Genomic DNA, 16,117 nt, shown 5'->3' on the forward strand with positions numbered 1-16,117 from the left:
GTGTCCGCCCGCCCTCGGCGACTGGAGCCGAACCCCCTCCGGGGACCGCTATCGACCGCGGGTGGTCCGTGCCGGCGTCAAGGCACGGCCGGCACCCGCCAGCAGGGCGGCCGCCCGGCAGATCACGGCGTGGTGACGACGTGACGGGTGCGGTCGTCCCGTACCGGAACTCCGTTGCGGCCGCTGAGATCCTGGGCATAGATCCCGACCGCGTAGGGAACGCCCCGGCCATTGACCGCCAACTCATCGCGGTCGATGTTGTCGATGGTGTCGCCCTTCTGGTGATAGTTCGGGTCGAACGGCTCATCGGCGGCACCGCCCCACAGCTTCGCCTCTTCGGGCGACTTCTTCACTTCGGCACCGGAGAACAGCCCGCCGGAGGGGATGCCGGCCTGGGTGAATCCGTCGTAGTCGGAGCGACCGTCGAAGGAGGTGTCGCGCGGTTCCTTGCCGGCGGACTTGAGATAGGCCACCAGGGTCCGCTCGATGCCGGCCGAGCCTTCCGGCACCACCGGTTGGCCGCGCTTGGTCGGGTCCAGCGACTGGTCGCCGTCGTAGGTGAAGTAGCCCGGATTCGGCGAGCCGAGCATGTCGAAGTTCAGGTACAGCGCGATGTTCTTGAGCTGCTCGACGTCGAGCGACTCGATGTACTTGCGCGAGCCGATCAGGCCCAGCTCTTCGGCGCCCCAGAACCCGAACCGCACCGCATTGTTCACCTCAGGTGAATCCCCCAGTTGCAGCGCGGTTTCCAGCACCGCGGCCACCCCCGAGCCGTTGTCGTTGATACCGGGTCCCTCGGGGACGCTGTCCAGGTGGGCGCCGAGCATCACCACATTCTCGGTCGATCCGGTCTTGGTCTGGGCGATCACGTTGCGGGCCGGGATGTCGTCGGTGTGGGCGTCGAGTTTGACGGTCATGGTGCCGTGGCCGCCGCGCAGCATCGCGCCGTCGGCCTTCGTCACGCTCACGACGGGGATCTTGACCTCAGTCTTCTCCCCCAGTGTCCCGCCCATCTTCTCTTCGTCGACGCTGTCGGCGACCACCATCGCCACCGCACCCTGCTCGACGGCGATGGCCATCTTCTCCTTGAACGGGCAGGTTCCGCGGTCCACCAGCACCACGGCGTCCTTGACGGTCAGCCCGTCGTAGTCCTCGGCGCTGCAGCCGGGGCTGTCGTCGGCCGGCGCGGCGACCAGTGGCCCGGTGACACCCTCGGGCGGGGTCCCGAGGCTGTACTGCAGGGCCCGGGCCTCGACGGTCTTGTCGCCGAGGCGCACCGAGCCCGTCTCGGCTTTGAACACCCGGGCGATGAACTCCGGAGTCTCCACGTCGAAACCGCGCTCGCGCAACGTGTTGGCCACGTAGTCGACACTGGCGTCGTAACCCGGAGTACCGATGGCGCGGGTGTCCTTGTTCGCGTTGGCGATGTCCTGCAGCTTCTGCAGGTGCCCCATCATCGCGTCGATGGTGACCTTGTCGCTCAGAGTCTTGGCGAACTCCGCGGCTGCGGCGGCATCCGGTGCCCGCTCGGCGGTGGGCGGTGTGCTGCTGCAGCCGCCGGCGAACAGCGCAGCGGCCAGCGCGGTGCCGAGGACGGGCATCAGTTTCTTCTGGTAATCCACGCGTCCACGTTAGTGGGTGGGGCGTCCTGTGATAGGTCAGGCCCGGGTCACAGGAACGAAACGACCGCGTCAACGCCGGGATGCAGAACGACGGCCACGTCCCGAGATGGGTGACCGCCGTTCGGATCTGTCGGATCAGCTGGAACGGCTGACCGCAACCTGATGGCGATGACCGTCACGCACCTGGCCGAAATCGACGCGCCCGGACCACGACGGCAGCCGGTGTACACGCCGCGCCGATGTCGCACGGCTCGGGCCCCTGCCTCCCGGCTGTGTGGCACGCGGCAGCGCTCAGGTGGTGCCGGCGCCGCACGGATCCGGTGAACACGCGAGCTGCGAGCCCAGCCTTAGCCGACTGCACTACGCGGCCAGCGACGATGCCCCGCACGCTCGTTGCGTGGGGGTAACTCCTAAGGCGCGGGCTGGGCGCCGGCGCCACCGGTACCGCCGGCGCCGCCCGCGGCTCCCGTGGCTGCGTCGCCCGCCGCCCCGGGGTCGCCGGTTGTGGCCCCGGACGCACCGCCCTGGCCGCCGGCCCCACCGGAGCCTCCGTTACCGCCGCCCGTGGTCTCGCTGTCACCGCCGGCGCCTCCGGTCCCCCCGGTACCACCGACCCCGGTGTCGCTGGATCCGCCGGTGCCACCGGCACCACCGGCTCCACCGGTCGCGGCGGCCACGTTGCCGTTCGTACCTCCGGCGATACCGCCGTTGCCGCCGGCACCCCCGGTGCCACCGGTGCCGGCACCGATGGCGTCACCGCCGGCGCCGCCATCACCGCCGGCGCCAGGCAGGGCACCACTGCCGGTGATTCCCGTGGGTCCGGTACCGCCGGGCCCGTTGACCGTGGCTGTATTGCCGTTGCCGCCGTTGCCGCCGGCACCGCCGTCACCGGGGTTGAAACCGGCGCCGCCGGCACCACCGGTGCCGCCGCTACCGGCGCTACCGGCGACGTCGACCCGCCCGCCGTTGTAGTCGGTGGGCGTGGCGGTGAAGCCGTCGCCGCCATCGCCACCGGCGCCACCGTCGGCGCCGTCACCCACATGGCCGTTCACACCGCCGGCACCGCCGGCACCACCGGCACCACCGGCACCACCGTTGCCGCCGACTTGAGCGTGCTGGGAGTAGGCATGCCCGGCATCGTTGTGCTGGGCAGCACCAGCGACGCCACCGCTGCCGCCCGCGCCGCCCTGACCCCCATTGCCACCGATACCGTCGGCCGCGGTAGCGGTACCACCGGCGCCACCGGCGCCACCGATACCGCCGGCACCGCCGTTGCTGCCGTTGAGATTCAGACCGGGGCCGGTAACCGGGTCGGCGCCGATCTGCCCGGAGCCGCCGTTTCCGGCCGCGCCGCCGGCACCGCCGTTACCCGCGGTGTGAGTGCCGCCGCCACCGGCGCCGCCGGCGCCGCCGTTACCGCCGGTGCCACCGCCACTCACGCCGGTCACGTTGCCCATGCCGTCGCCGCCGGCACCGCCGGCACCGCCGTCGGCAGTAGCGCCGTCAGCCCCGGTAGTGCCGCCGTTGGCTGTGCCCGCCACACCGGCATTGCCACCGTTGCCGCCGTCGCCGCCGTTACCCCCATTGGGATTGTCGACAGTGCCCGCGGCTCCGATACCGCCGTTGCCGCCGGCACCGGCGTTGCCGCCGTCACCGGAGTTGTAGCCGTTTCCGCCGGTTCCACCGCTACCGCCGCTGCCGGCGTCACCGCCATCGTTGTTGATGCTGCCATCGTCGAAGGTGCCACCACTGGCGACGCCGTCGCCGCCGGTGCCACCGTCTCCGCCGTCGCCGCCGTTGCCGTCATGACCACCAGCACCAGCACCACCGTTACCGCCGGCGCCACCGTCACCACCGTTACCACCGGGAACCACATTGTTGCCCGGGCGGAAGATCACGCCGTCGTTGAGGTTGCCGACTCCACCGGCACCACCGGCACCGCCAACACCACCGTTGCCGCCGATCCCGTCACCGCCGTCGACCACCGCGATGGCATCACCACCGGCGCCACCGGCACCGCCGGCACCACCACTGCCCGAAGAGCTGGGCTCACCATCGACGAAGCCGTCGCCGCCGGCACCGCCGGCACCACCAGTACCGGCGTGCAAGCCGGTACCACCGGCACCCCCAGCACCGCCGTTACCACCGATAGCCCCCAGACCGCCGGCCGCCTGATCGATCGCCGCGTTGTTGTGCGAGTACGGCGAGGCCAAACCACCCGTACCGCCGTTACCACCGTTACCGCCGACGCCCAGGAGCCCATCAGCACCGTTGACCGCGCCGGCGCCCGCGGCACCGCCATTGCCACCGGCACCACCGACACCACCGGCACCACCGGGCCCGTAGCTGTTCGGTTCGGCGATGTTGTCGTTCACCACACCGCCGCGACCGCCGGTAGCACCGTTACCACCGTTACCGGCCGCACCGCCGTTACCACCGTCACCGGTGGTACCACCGCCTGCGCCACCGGCACCCCCGTCGCCGCCGGCACCACCGGCACCACCGGCCTGACCGGTGGCGTCCGGGATGCTCACGACCGGGTTGGCCCCGCCCGCATCAGTTGCCACCTGACCGTCAGCGCCGGTGTTACCGGTACCGCCATCGCCACCGGCACCACCGTCGGCGCCATCACTGTCAGCACCGGCCGTGCCGGCCGCAGCCGTGCCACCGGCACCACCGTCACCACCGACACCGCCCTGTCCACCGGCACCACCGGCAGCACCGGCCGCCGTGGTGGCGTCCGCGCCATTACCACCAGCCGCACCCCTACCGGCCACGCCCGCATTACCGCCGTTGCCGCTCAGCGCGCCACCGCTTCCACCGCTACCGGCATTGCCACCATTGCCGCCAGCACCGCCGGCGATGCCCGACCCGGCAACCGCATCGGCACCAGCCACACCCGTGCCACCATTGCCACCGGCACCGCCGTTGCCATAGGCACCACCGTTACCGCCATTACCGCCATTGCCACCGGAGGCGCCCGCCGCTGCATTGGCGTCCGCGGACGGGTCATACCCCGCCCCGCCGTTACCGCCATTGCCGCCACCGCCACGAGCACCGTTGGAGCCATCGGCGCTGCCGCCGGTGCCACCTTGACCACCGGCACCCGGAGCCGCGCCATCACCACCAGCGCCACCATTGACGTTCGCCGCAGTACCGGCCGCACCAACACCACCATTACCGGCCGCACCACCGGTGCCACCATTGCCGCCGATACCCAGGATCGACGAGCCGGCGCCGCCGTTGCCGCCGTTGCCGCCGTTGCTGCCGTTACCACCGGCGCCGTCACCACCGTTGGCGAACGAGCCGGCCACCCCGTTCCAGCCCGCACCACCGACACCGCCGTCGCCGCCGTTGCCCAGCGCGCCCATCCCGAAGAAGTCCTGCGCCTGACCCGAGGAGCCGCCGTTGCCGCCGTTACCCGCAGCCAGGGTCGCCGTGGCCGCCCCGCCGGCGCCACCGTCGCCGCCGTTGCCCCACATCTCACCGCCGTGACCGCCGTCGCCACCATCAGCACCCAGACCACCGGCACCACCGGCACCGCCGTCGCCGATACCGCCGGCGTGCCCGCCGTTGCCACCGGCCACGCCTTCGATGGTCGAGGACCAACCGGCGCCGCCGTCGCCGAACCACAGGCCGCCGTTGCCGCCGTCAGGGTCAGCCTCGGTGCCGTCGACACCGTTGCAGATCATGCCGCAGAAACCCTCGGTGAACGGCGCGGTCAACTGGTTGATCACATTGTTGACCTGCGAACCGAAGTCAGAGTCGATCCAGTTCTGCAATGCCGCGTGCAACGGCGTGTAGAAGGCCGTGTCCCACATCTGGGCCATGTCGGTGGCATCGGCCGACCCCGCCAGGTCCCAACCGGACGAGGTGAACAGGCTGTCGAAGTCTCCGGACAAGTTGCCCCACGCGGCCGGATCGAACAGATCGGTCAACAAATCCTCGAAGTCCGCACCGGCGACCGGCGCGGTCGCCAACGGCGCCAACCCGAACGCCAAAAACGCCCCCACGGCCGAGGAGGCGCCCACGATGCGCCGGCCTCGCCGACCGGAACCGCCCCTGCCTGAACTCCCGCTGCCTGTGACGCCGCGACGAACATCCATCTTGTCCCCGTTTCTCCCCATGGCGCCCGAGCGCTGTAACGCCTGGCTAATAGGCGCCTTAGGAACAGCACGGTACTTCCGCATACGTAAATTGTCTACGCAAGGTTTGATATAGGCATTGTTACATCCATTTAGTACGGTTCTCCCGTCCAGAGGTTCGCGCGAGTCGCGAAGGTGCGCTGCAGTCTCTAGTCATCGCAGGAAGGTCGGGCCCGATGTCTCATCGTCTCGAAAACGCAGGGAAACGCCGGTGGCAGAGGCGTGGCACCGAGCTGAGGGCAGCGCCCGCAACGCTGGGGATATTCACAGCCGTCGGCCTCGCGGCGCTGACCTCAGCCCCGGCGGCGCACGCCGACATCGACGACTTCTTGACCGATCTGTTCGATCCGAGCGCCTGGGGCAGCCTGGCCGAAGACTTCAACAGTCTGGTCACCGGCTCGGGCTGGGACTTGGCTGGACCGGCCGACAGTAATCTCGCGTTCGACTTCTACACTCCGCTGCACGCGGTCTTGCAGGACTGGCTCGACTCGCCGTTCGGTGAGCAGCTCACGACGCCGCTCAACCAGCTCTTCGCGCCGCTGTACCCCGACGCGTGCGGCCTGATCTGCAACGGCGCCGACGGGACCGAGGCCAACCCTGACGGCGGCAACGGCGGCGTGTGGTTCGGCGACGGCGGCAACGGCTGGACCTCCACGGTGGCAGGGGCGGCCGGCGGCGACGGCGGGCACGCCGGCCTGTTCGGCAACGGCGGCGACGGCGGCGACGGCGTGGCCGGGATCGACGGGGGTGCGGGCGGTAACGGCGGCGACGGGGGCGCCGGTGGGACGTTGTTCGGCAACGGGGGTGCCGGCGGCGATGGCGGGCACGGCTCGGCAACCGAATCAGGTACAGCCGGCGCCGGGGGTAACGGTGGGATCGGCGGCGACGGCGGTCAGCAGTTCGGTGCCGGCGGAACCGGTGGCCACGGCGGAACGGGTGGCACGGCCGCCGGGCCGGGCAGCATCGGGGGCGCGGGCGGCAACGGCGGCAATGGCGGACGGGTCGGCGGCAGCGGCGACGGCGGGATCGGCGGCCACGGCGGGGCCGGCGGGGACGGCGGCGCAGCGACTGGGACCGGCAGCCGCGGCGGCGCGGGTGGCGACGGCGGCAACGGCGGCGGCGGCACTCCGGTCATTTTGGGCATCTTGGGCGGAGACGGCGGCAGCGGCGGCCTCGGCGGCGACGGAGGTGCGGCCAGCGGCACAGGCGGCAACGCCGGCAACGGCGGTCACGGCGGAAATGGCGGCGGCGGCGCGGGCTTCGGCGGCGACGGTGGAGTCGGGGGCAACGGCGGCAACGGCGGCGCCGGCAGCGACGGGGCGGCCGGTGGCCTCGGCGGCCCGGCCGGCAAGGCCGGGCAGAGCACCGTGCACGGCGATACGGGCACCCCCGGCAAACCGGGCGCACCCGGCGCTACGACTTAATCGGCGGCACCTAGCTGGGCCGAGATCATGTCGGCGACCGCGGCCATTCCGGCGGGGTTGGGGTGAAATGGCCACGGCCGCCACGGCAACGGCAGGCCCGCGCCCACCGTCCACGGCTGCGCCGACCACGGATGGTGCTCGCGGCTGGCCTGGCCGGCCCGCACGATCTCACAGCCGGTGGCGACCGCCGCGGCGGCGGTGTACCGCTCCAGTTCGTCGGCGATGTGGCGGGCCAGCTCGACGACGTGTTCGGGTAGCCGGCCCGCCCGCAACCCGGCCGGCGGCAGCAGGGTCAGGTAGTCGACGAAGAGCACCCGCGCGCTCGGCGCCCGGTGTCGTACCGCTGCGCCGACCGCCTGCAGCGCGGCTTCGACCTCGTCGAGGGCCTGCTGGCGCTGGCGACGGTCGAAGAGCGCACCGACCGGCGGCAGCAGCCGGGCGGGCCGGGGCAATAGCGCCGCGGCCATCAACAGCGGCACGTAGCCGACGTCGTTGCCGCCGATCGTGATCGTCACCAGAGTTTCCGAGCCGTCGAGCGCCTCGACCTGCGGCGGTGCACCGTGCTGGCGTTCAGTCAGCAGATGCGCTGTCGTCGCGCCGGAGAACGTGACGTCGACGAGCTCTAGGTTGCGTGCGTGTGCCACCAGGTGGGGGTAGTTGCGGACCGAGCGTCCCGCCGCCCGGGGTGCGCCGGCGGCAGCGGGCCGGATGCCGGGGCCGGCCGCCATCGAGCTACCCAGGGCGACATAACGATTCATGGCCGGCCATTCTCGCTGCGAGCCAGCTCCCACAGCGCCGGCGACGACGCCTGCGCCCAGAACCGCTTCGGGATACGCCCCGCTCGGCGCGCCAGATATCCCGCGGTGACGGCGCCGGCCATCGCCGCGGCCATGGCGGCCGGATCGGCGGCCCGGGTGACCGCAGTAGCTAAAAGCACTGCGTCGCAACCCAACTCCATCGCCAGCGCAGCATCGCTGGCGGTGCCGATGCCGGCGTCCAGCACCACCGGAACCCCGGCCGCCGCCACGATCATCTCGATGCTGTGCGGGTTGGCGATACCCAACCCGGTGCCGATCGGCGACCCCAGCGGCATGACCGCGGCGCACCCGGCGTCCTCCAGTCGGCGGGCCAGCACCGGGTCATCGTTGGTGTAGGGCAGCACGACGAAGCCGTCGTCCACCAATTGCTCTGCGGCGCGGACTAATTCGACGGCATCGGGCAACAAGGTGCGCTCATCGCCGATCACCTCTAGCTTGACCCACTCGGTGCCCAGCGCCTCGCGGGCCAACTGCGCGGTCAGCACGGCTTCGGCGGCGCTGCGGCAACCCGCGGTGTTGGGCAGCGGCGTGATACCCAGCCGGCTCAGCAGATCCAGCATGCCGGTCCCGCCCTCGGCGTCGACACGACGCATCGCGACCGTGGTCAGCTCGGTGCCGGATGCCACCAGCGCCTCTTCGAGCACCGCCAGGCTCTGCGCCCCGCCGGTTCCCATGATGAGCCGGGAGCTGAACTCCCGCCCGGCGATGGTCAGCTTCGCGTCGTCAACCACCTTGCACCGCCGTCACCACCTCGAGTCGGGCACCGTCGCTCAGCGTGGTGGCCCACCGAGACCGCGGCAGCACTGCCTGGTCCACCGCCACCGCGATACCGCGGTCCGGGTAGCCCATCGACGCCAGCAACGCCGCAACCGTTGTCGCGTCGGCCACTTCGACCTGTTTCTCGTTGACGTTGATGATCATGCGCCGCTCCTCCTCATCGCTACGCTGTGCATCGTCGACACCGCCGATGATCATGGCTCCACTCCAACCGGAAGTAGTTCGGACACAACCTGTTCGGCAGTCCATGGTGCCAACAGAAAACCATTGCGGCCGTGGCCGGCGGCGACGACCGTCCGCTCGTCGAGCCGATGAACCAGCGGCAGGTTGTCCGGTGTCATCGGCCGCAGACCGGCTCCGCATTCTGCCAGCTCGAACTCGCCGAGCGCCGGCACCAGCGCGCAGGCGTCGTCGAGCAGGTCACGCACCCCGGAGACCACCGGGGCGGTGTCCCGGCCGTGCTCGTACTGGGTAGCCCCGACCACCACGCCGTCGGGGCGCGGCACCAGATAGACCTGCCGGCCGTGCACCCGGGCCCGAATGACCCGCTGCGGCACCGGCAAACAGCCTTTGCGCCACCGCAGTCGCAGCACCTCGCCCTTGACCGGCCGGATCGCCAGGCCGGGCCACAGCGCCGGGGCGTCGATGCCGTTGGCGATCACCACCGCGTCGGCCGCCACCTCGGCGAGCTCGTGCACCGGCCCCGCCCACGCCACCTCGAGTTCCTCGCAGGCGGTGATCAACGCGGTGACCACCGCGCGATTGTCGACCGCCAGCTCGGTGGGTGCCCGGAAGCCGTGCCGGATACCGGCAGCCAACAGCGGTTCGACCTCACGCGCGGCCGATTCCCAGATCACCGGGTGGCCCTGTGCGGTCAGCCAGTCGGCGACGGTGCGCAGGTCGGCGACATCGGCGCGGTCGGCGGCCACCACCAGCGATTCGCGGGCGGTGACGACCTCGGCCGGCAGCCGAACGAGGAAGTCGTGCCACAACTCCAGTGAGCGCAGCCCCAGCCGCAGCTGCTGGTCCTCACCCGGCCAGCCCTCACTGTGCGGGGCCAACATTCCGCCGGCCACCCAGGAGGCGCCGGGGTCAGCAGTGCGATGCACCCGCACCGACCACCCGGCCCGGGCGGCCTGCATGGCCACCGACAGACCGATGACACCGCCGCCGATCACGGCCAGCGACCCGAGCGAGGGTTTGGGCATGAGCTGCTCCCTTCCGCCTCGGTGTCAACTCACCAAGCTAGCCGCTAGCGTCGAGGGATGCACAAACGCTCAGATCGTCTGACCCGCCTCGTCGACGCCCGGCTCTACCTGTGCACCGACGCCCGCCGGGAAAAGGGGGACCTGGCCGAATTCGCCGACGCCGCACTGGCCGGCGGGGTGGACGTCATCCAGCTGCGCGACAAGGGTTCGCCCGGCGAGCAGCAGTTCGGTCCGCTGGAGGCCCGCGACGAGTTGGCAGCGCTGGAGACCCTGGCCGCCGCCGCCCGCCGGCACGGCGCGCTGCTGGCGGTCAACGACCGCGCCGACATCGCCCGCGCCGCCGAGGCCGACGTGCTGCACCTGGGTCAGAATGATCTGCCGCTGCCGATCGCGCGTGAGATCGTCGGGGCCGACGTGCTGATCGGCCGGTCCACCCACGACGGCCAGCAGGTCACCGCGGCGCTGACCGAACCGGTCGACTACTTCTGCGTCGGGCCGTGCTGGCCCACCCCCACCAAACCCGGCCGGGAAGCCCCGGGTCTGGAGCTGCTGAGGTTCGCCGTGGACCAGCGCGCCGACAAGCCGTGGTTCGCCATCGGCGGGATCGATGCCGAGCGGCTGCCGCAGGTAGTGGCGGCCGGCGCCGGGCGGGTGGTGGTGGTGCGGGCGATCACCGCCGCGCCTGATCCGCAGGCCGCGGCCTCGGCGCTGCTGGCAGCGCTCACCGGGGCGTAGCCCGACTGCGCCGAGCGTGTACTGAGTGCGAGATTTTTCGGCGTTTTTCGCACTGAGTACACGTTCGCCGAGCCGGAATGGCGCTGCGAGGCTCAAAGCCCGCGCAGCGACCGCCAGCTGGCCGCAAATCCCGGGTGCAGGGGCAACTCGGCGACTTCGTGCTCAGCCACCCAGCGCAACTCGGTGCTCTCCCGATTGGGCACTACCGGGAGCAGTTCGTCGGCGTCGGCGAGCACCGTGGTGTACGTCCAGGTGGTGCCGCTGGCCGACGCGGTGACCACGGCCGCGCGGACGACGATGCGGTCGGCGGGCAGCCCGGCCTCCTCCTGGGCTTCGCGGATCGCGGCCTCCTCGGCGGTCTCGTGACTGTCGCGGGCGCCCCCGGGCAGCGCCCACGTGCCGCCCTGATGACTCCACCAGGCGCGATGCTGCAGCAGCACGGTGCGGGTCCCGTCGGGTCGCGGTGCCCGCACCAGCAGGCCCGCTGCGCCGTGCCGGCCCCAGAAGCGGGCGCCGGTGTCAGAAAACGCCCAGCCATCGCCGTCACCACGCACGCCTGGAAGCGTATCGGGCGAGCAATGTCTCGGTTGTAGCGAGATCGCGAGACCAATTCGGCAACAACCACCGCGCAGGTCGGCGCGGATGACGGCTGCGCTCTTAGAATCCCTTTATTATCGTTGGGGGCGCGAACAACCGCAGGATGGAGCCTGAATACCCGTGACCGTTGAGTTGGCGCATCCGTCAACGGAGCCGGCGGGGTTACGGTCGCCGATCGAATCGGCCCGGCCCCGCTGGTGGTTCTTCACCACCACCCCGGGGCGGATTCTGGCCATCGGCATCATCCTGGCCACCCTCGGCGGCATCAGCGCCTTCGCCACGGCCACCGCGATCAACAACCGGCAGAACACCCTGACCACGGTGCTCGACCACACCGAGCCGCTGGCCTACGCGGCGGGACGGCTCTACATCACGCTGTCGGTCGCCGACGCGGCGGCGGCCACCGCGTTCATCGCCCAGGGCGAGCCGCGAGCCGTCCGGGAGCGCTACGAACACGCCATCACCGATGCCGCGGTGGCGGTGACCCGGGCGGCCGGGGGCCTGAACGACGAGCCGCTGCTGCAGCTGCTGGGGCGGATCAATGACGGACTGGCCGTCTACACCGGTCTGATCGAGACAGCCCGGACCAACAACCGGTCGGGCGATCCGGTCGGTTCGTCCTACCTGTCGGAAGCCTCCGAGCTGATGCAGCACACGATCCTGCCCGACGCCCAGCGGCTCTACCAGGCCACCTCGGCGACGGTGGACAGCCAGACCACCGCGTCGACCCGGGTGCCCGCCCCGGTGATCCTGGTGGTGGCGGCCACCGTGCTGTTCGGCGCGTTTGCGCATCGCTGGCTGGCACGGCACACCCGGCGCCGGATCAACCCCGGTCTGGTCGCAGGCGGGATGGCGATCCTGCTGATGGTGATCTGGGTCGGCACCGTCCTGGTGATCTCCACCGCGGGCAGCCGCAACGCCAAGGACACCGGCGCCGAGTCCCTCAAGGCGATCACCAACCTGGCGATCACCGCACAGCAGGCGCGCGCCGACGAGACCCTGTCGCTGATCCGCCGCGGCGACGAGGAGGCCCGCAAGCAGACCTTCTACCAGCGCATCGACACTATGCAACAGCAACTGGAGGGCTACCTGGACCGTGGCGACGCCGTCGACAAGGCCGGCTTGGCCAACGCCGGGCAGCTGCTGGCCCGATGGCGGCAGGCCAACGACCGGATGAACGCCTATATCGGCGTCGGCAACTACCGGGCCGCCACCCAGGTAGCGCTGGGCGGCAGCGGCGATGACTCCACCCCGGCGTTCGACCAGCTCGACGCGGCGCTGGACAAGGCGCTGCAGCACAGCCGCAACCAGTTGCGCAACGACGTCCTGAACGCCCGCCGGGTGCTGTCGGTGGCCCCGGTCGGGGGCGCAGTGCTCAGCCTGGGGGCGGCGATCGCCGTCGCGCTCGGCCTGTGGCCTCGACTGAACGAGTACAAATGATGAGCCGGCGCAGGCCCCGACTGCTCGTGTGCGCATTGAGCGCGGTGCTGGTGCTGTCGGGGCTGACTGGGTGCGGCCGAACCGAGTTCGTGATGCCGACCGCGGTGCCGACACTGCCGCCGCCCACTCCGGCCGGCATGCAGGAGTTGCCGCCCGAGCCGCCGCGGCAGCCGGAGCCGGCCGAGAACTGCGACGCCACCGCCAGCCTGCGCCCGTTCCGCAGCAAGGCCGAAGCCGACGCCGCAGTGGACAAGATCCGCCACCGGGGCCGGCTGATCGTCGGGCTGGACATCGGCAGCAACCTGTTCAGCTTTCGCGATCCGATCACCGGAGAGATCACCGGCTTCGACGTCGACATCGCCGGCGAGGTAGCTCGCGACATCTTCGGCACCCCGTCGCAGGTCGAGTACCGAATCCTGGCCTCCGCCGAACGCATTGAGGCGCTGCAGAAGTCCGAAGTCGATATCGTTGTCAAGACCATGAGCATCACCTGCGGGCGCCGGAAGCTGGTGAACTTCTCGACGGTCTACCTCGTCGCCAATCAGCGGCTGCTGGTGCCGCGCGACTCCTCGATCCGCCAGGCCGCCGATCTGTCCGGGAGGCGGGTCTGCGTCGCCCAGGGCACCACCTCGTTGCGCCGCATCCGGCAGATCAGCCCGGCGCCGATCATCGTCTCGGTGGTGAACTGGGCCGACTGCCTGGTGGCGCTGCAGCAACGTCAGGTCGACGCGGTCAGCACCGACGACTCGATCCTGGCGGGATTGATGTCGCAGGACCCGTATCTGCACATCGTCGGGCCGAGCATGGACGAGGAGCCGTACGGCATCGGGATCAACCTGGACAACACCGGGCTGGTCCGCTTCGTCAACGGCACCCTGGAACGCATCCGCCGCGACGGCACCTGGAACACGTTGTACCGCAAGTGGTTGACGGTGCTCGGCCCGGCACCGGTGCCGCCTACACCGAGGTACTCGGACTGATGACAAGCGACGATTCGGACCGCGGCGCCGACGAGCACTCGGCCGCCGAGTCCGGCGACTTCGACGATAACGGCCCGGCCACCCAGCGGGCCGACGTGCTGGCCGAATCGTCGTCGGTACGCCGGCCGATGTCCACCCAGGCGATCTTCCGCCCCCGCGAGGGTTCGAACGCGGCGATCTCGGCCGACGACGACTCCAGCGTCGCGGCGGTGGTGCGTACCGTGGCACCGCGGCGGCGGCTCGGCGGTGGCCTGGTGGAGATCCCCCGGGTTCCCGAGACCAACCCCCTCGAGGCGCTGATGCCCGACCCGGTGGTGGCCGAGGCCAAGCGCTTCTGCTGGAACTGCGGTCGGCCGGTCGGCCGGTCCACTGGCGACGCCAAGGGTGCCTCGGAAGGCTGGTGCCCGCATTGCGGGAGCCCGTATTCCTTTCTGCCGCAACTCAAACCCGGTGACATGGTGGCCGGGCAGTATGAAATTAAAGGCTGCGTCGCGCACGGCGGTCTGGGCTGGGTCTACCTGGCGGTCGACCACAACGTCAACGAGCGCCCGGTGGTGCTCAAAGGACTGGTGCATTCCGGTGACGCCGAGGCGCAGGCCATCGCGATGGCCGAGCGCCAGTTCCTCGCCGAGGTGACCCACCCGTCGATCGTGAAGATCTTCAACTTCGTCCAGCATCCGGATTCGCACGGCGATCCGGTCGGCTACATCGTGATGGAGTATGTCGGCGGCCAGTCACTCAAGCAGCGGCGCGGCAGCCGGCTGCCGGTGGCCCAGGCCATCGCCTACATGCTGGAGATCCTCCCGGCGCTGGGATATCTGCATTCGCTGGGCCTGGTCTACAACGACCTCAAGCCGGAGAACATCGTGCTGACCGCCGAGCAACTCAAGCTGATCGACCTCGGCGCGGTGTCGCGCATCAACTCGTTCGGATACCTCTACGGCACCCCCGGCTACCAGGCACCCGACATCGTCCGGACCGGACCGACCGTGGCCACCGACATCTACACGGTGGGCCGCACCCTGGCGGCGCTGACCCTGAAGCTGCGCACCCGGGAGGGCCGCTACGTCGACGGCCTACCCGACGACGACCCGGTGCTGCAGAAGTACGACTCCTATCACCGGCTGCTGCGCCGTGCCATCGACCCGGATCCGCGCCGGCGGTTCACCTCCGCGGAGGAGATGTCCTCGCAGCTGATGGGTGTGCTGCGTGAGGTGGTTGCCAGGGACACCGGGATACCCCGGCCCGGGTTGTCGTCGGTGTTCACCAGGTCGCGCTCCACGTTCGGCGAGCACCTGCTGGTCGCGCACACCGACGTCTACCGCGACGGGCATGTGCACTCGCAGAACCTGACCGCCCGCGAGATCATCACCGCCTTGCAGGTGCCGCTCATCGACCCCGGCGACGTCGCCGCGCCGCTGCTGACGTCGATGGAGCTGAGCGAGCCGGTGCAGACGCTGGATTCGCTGCGTGCGGTGCGCAACAGCGCGCTGGAAGCGGAGGGCATCGACCTGTCGGAGTCCATCGGACTGCCGCTGATGGAGGTGCGCGCGCTGCTGGATCTGGGAAATGTCACCAAAGCGACCAGCAAGCTCGACGACCTCGCCGAGCAGGTCGGCTGGCGGTGGCGGCTGGTGTGGTTCCGGGGCGTGGCCCAGCTGCTCACCGGTGACTACGAAGCCGCCCGCAAGGATTTCACCGAGGTGCTCGACATGTTCCCCGGCGAGCTGGCGCCCAAGATGGCGCTGGCCGCCACCGCCGAGCTGGCCGGCACCGAGGACGCACGCGCGTTCTACGAGAGCGTGTGGCGCACCGACGACAGCGTGATCTCGGCCGCCTTCGGCCTGGCCCGCGCGCTTTCGGTCGAGGGTGACCGCACCGCAGCGGTTCGAACACTCGACGAAGTACCGGCCACCTCAAGGCATTTCACCACCGCGCGCTTGACCAGCGCGGTGACGTTGCTGTCCGGACCGTCGAAGAACGAGATCACCGAGGCCCAGATCCGCGACGCCGCCCGCCGCGTGGAGGCACTGCCGGACACCGAGCCGCGGGTGCTGCAGATTCGGGCGCTGGTGCTGGGCGCGGCGATGGACTGGCTGACCGAGCACGAGGCGAGCACGAACCACATCCTCGGGTTCCCGTTCACCGAACACGGCCTGCGGCTGGGTGTGGAGATGGCGCTGCGCGCGCTGGCCCGGCTGGCCCCGACGCAGGCGCACCGCTACGCGCTGGTCGACATGGCCAACGCGGTGCGGCCGATGTCGACGTTCTAGGGGCCCGCCCGCACACTCAACGCCATGACCGCACAATCAACGCCACACCAAGGCAAGAAGATACTGGTCGCTTCGGGTTGAGTGTGCGGCAGCGGCGT

Annotated in this window: 12 protein-coding genes; 5 read left to right on the forward strand and 7 right to left on the reverse strand. The window is 70.7% G+C overall.

All coding sequences use genetic code 11. From position 1 onward, the window contains the following. Positions 1–122: 122 nt before the first annotated feature. Both ACAG20_RS14655 and ACAG20_RS14660 read right to left on the reverse strand, forming a co-directional pair. Entirely contained in the window at positions 123–1,601 is a 1,479-nt protein-coding gene (locus ACAG20_RS14655; protein ID WP_370493126.1) for a M28 family metallopeptidase, read from the reverse strand. 431 nt (positions 1,602–2,032) lie between these two features. Then, positions 2,033–5,728 carry a PGRS repeat-containing protein gene (locus tag ACAG20_RS14660; protein ID WP_370493065.1) on the reverse strand — a complete coding sequence of 1,232 codons (3,696 nt, stop codon included), beginning with the start codon at positions 5,726–5,728 and terminating at the stop codon, positions 2,033–2,035. A gap of 215 nt (positions 5,729–5,943) precedes the next feature. On the opposite strand from ACAG20_RS14660, the gene ACAG20_RS14665 reads away from it, so the two are divergent. Next, positions 5,944–7,191, forward strand: coding sequence for a PGRS repeat-containing protein (locus ACAG20_RS14665; RefSeq protein ID WP_370493066.1), 1,248 nt, complete (start codon positions 5,944–5,946; stop codon positions 7,189–7,191). Here the strand turns inward: ACAG20_RS14665 and ACAG20_RS14670 are convergent. The 4 genes from ACAG20_RS14670 to thiO are packed head-to-tail and all read right to left on the reverse strand — an operon-like array spanning position 7,188 to position 9,994. Continuing rightward, a complete protein-coding gene (locus tag ACAG20_RS14670) occupies positions 7,188–7,949 on the reverse strand; it encodes an SGNH/GDSL hydrolase family protein (protein ID WP_370493067.1) in 762 nt (253 codons plus the stop codon). The genes ACAG20_RS14665 and ACAG20_RS14670 overlap by 4 nt on opposite strands. After that, positions 7,946–8,740 (reverse strand): thiazole synthase, encoded by a 795-nt coding sequence (locus ACAG20_RS14675; RefSeq protein WP_370493068.1) that lies wholly within the window; start codon positions 8,738–8,740, stop codon positions 7,946–7,948. Before ACAG20_RS14675 ends, ACAG20_RS14670 begins: the two co-directional genes overlap by 4 nt. Beyond that, positions 8,733–8,930 (reverse strand): sulfur carrier protein ThiS, encoded by a 198-nt coding sequence (gene thiS, locus ACAG20_RS14680; protein ID WP_370493127.1) that lies wholly within the window; start codon positions 8,928–8,930, stop codon positions 8,733–8,735. Before thiS ends, ACAG20_RS14675 begins: the two co-directional genes overlap by 8 nt. 50 nt (positions 8,931–8,980) lie before the next feature. Beyond that, the gene (thiO, locus tag ACAG20_RS14685; RefSeq protein ID WP_370493069.1) at positions 8,981–9,994 is read right to left on the reverse strand and encodes a glycine oxidase ThiO; all 1,014 of its coding nucleotides are present in this window, start codon (positions 9,992–9,994) and stop codon (positions 8,981–8,983) included. A gap of 57 nt (positions 9,995–10,051) precedes the next feature. On the opposite strand from thiO, the gene thiE reads away from it, so the two are divergent. After that, positions 10,052–10,729 carry a thiamine phosphate synthase gene (gene thiE / locus ACAG20_RS14690; RefSeq protein WP_370493070.1) on the forward strand — a complete coding sequence of 226 codons (678 nt, stop codon included), beginning with the start codon at positions 10,052–10,054 and terminating at the stop codon, positions 10,727–10,729. 92 nt (positions 10,730–10,821) lie between these two features. Here the strand turns inward: thiE and ACAG20_RS14695 are convergent, their stop codons facing one another. Then, positions 10,822–11,283, reverse strand: coding sequence for an NUDIX domain-containing protein (locus ACAG20_RS14695; RefSeq protein ID WP_370493071.1), 462 nt, complete (start codon positions 11,281–11,283; stop codon positions 10,822–10,824). A gap of 163 nt (positions 11,284–11,446) precedes the next feature. Here ACAG20_RS14695 and glnX point away from each other — a divergent pair, with 163 nt between their 5' ends. From glnX to ACAG20_RS14710, 3 genes are read left to right on the forward strand one after another with little or no spacing between them, the layout of a single operon-like run. Further along, a complete protein-coding gene (gene glnX, locus ACAG20_RS14700; protein ID WP_370493072.1) occupies positions 11,447–12,766 on the forward strand; it encodes a protein kinase G-activating protein GlnX in 1,320 nt (439 codons plus the stop codon). Then, complete coding sequence (locus tag ACAG20_RS14705) at positions 12,766–13,746, forward strand: glutamate ABC transporter substrate-binding protein (RefSeq protein ID WP_112685040.1); 981 nt, start codon at positions 12,766–12,768, stop codon at positions 13,744–13,746. Before glnX ends, ACAG20_RS14705 begins: the two co-directional genes overlap by 1 nt. Next, entirely contained in the window at positions 13,746–16,019 is a 2,274-nt protein-coding gene (locus tag ACAG20_RS14710) for a serine/threonine-protein kinase PknG (protein ID WP_112685064.1), read from the forward strand. Before ACAG20_RS14705 ends, ACAG20_RS14710 begins: the two co-directional genes overlap by 1 nt. Positions 16,020–16,117: the final 98 nt, after the last annotated feature.

The organism is Mycobacterium sp. pW045 (genome assembly GCF_041287085.1).
Taxonomy (GTDB): Bacteria; Actinomycetota; Actinomycetes; order Mycobacteriales; family Mycobacteriaceae; genus Mycobacterium; species Mycobacterium algericum_A.

What these genes read in the sequence shown, in the direction of transcription:
- thiS (WP_370493127.1), bottom strand. Translation starts at nt 8,930, where the DNA reads ATGATCATCAACGTCAACGAGAAACAGGTCGAAGTGGCCGACGCGACA.
- ACAG20_RS14670 (WP_370493067.1), bottom strand. Translation starts at nt 7,949, where the DNA reads ATGAATCGTTATGTCGCCCTGGGTAGCTCGATGGCGGCCGGCCCCGGC.
- thiO (WP_370493069.1), bottom strand. Translation starts at nt 9,994, where the DNA reads ATGCCCAAACCCTCGCTCGGGTCGCTGGCCGTGATCGGCGGCGGTGTC.
- ACAG20_RS14665 (WP_370493066.1), top strand. Translation starts at nt 5,944, where the DNA reads ATGTCTCATCGTCTCGAAAACGCAGGGAAACGCCGGTGGCAGAGGCGT.
- thiE (WP_370493070.1), top strand. Translation starts at nt 10,052, where the DNA reads ATGCACAAACGCTCAGATCGTCTGACCCGCCTCGTCGACGCCCGGCTC.
- ACAG20_RS14660 (WP_370493065.1), bottom strand. Translation starts at nt 5,728, where the DNA reads ATGGATGTTCGTCGCGGCGTCACAGGCAGCGGGAGTTCAGGCAGGGGC.
- ACAG20_RS14705 (WP_112685040.1), top strand. Translation starts at nt 12,766, where the DNA reads ATGAGCCGGCGCAGGCCCCGACTGCTCGTGTGCGCATTGAGCGCGGTG.
- ACAG20_RS14710 (WP_112685064.1), top strand. Translation starts at nt 13,746, where the DNA reads ATGACAAGCGACGATTCGGACCGCGGCGCCGACGAGCACTCGGCCGCC.
- ACAG20_RS14655 (WP_370493126.1), bottom strand. Translation starts at nt 1,601, where the DNA reads ATGCCCGTCCTCGGCACCGCGCTGGCCGCTGCGCTGTTCGCCGGCGGC.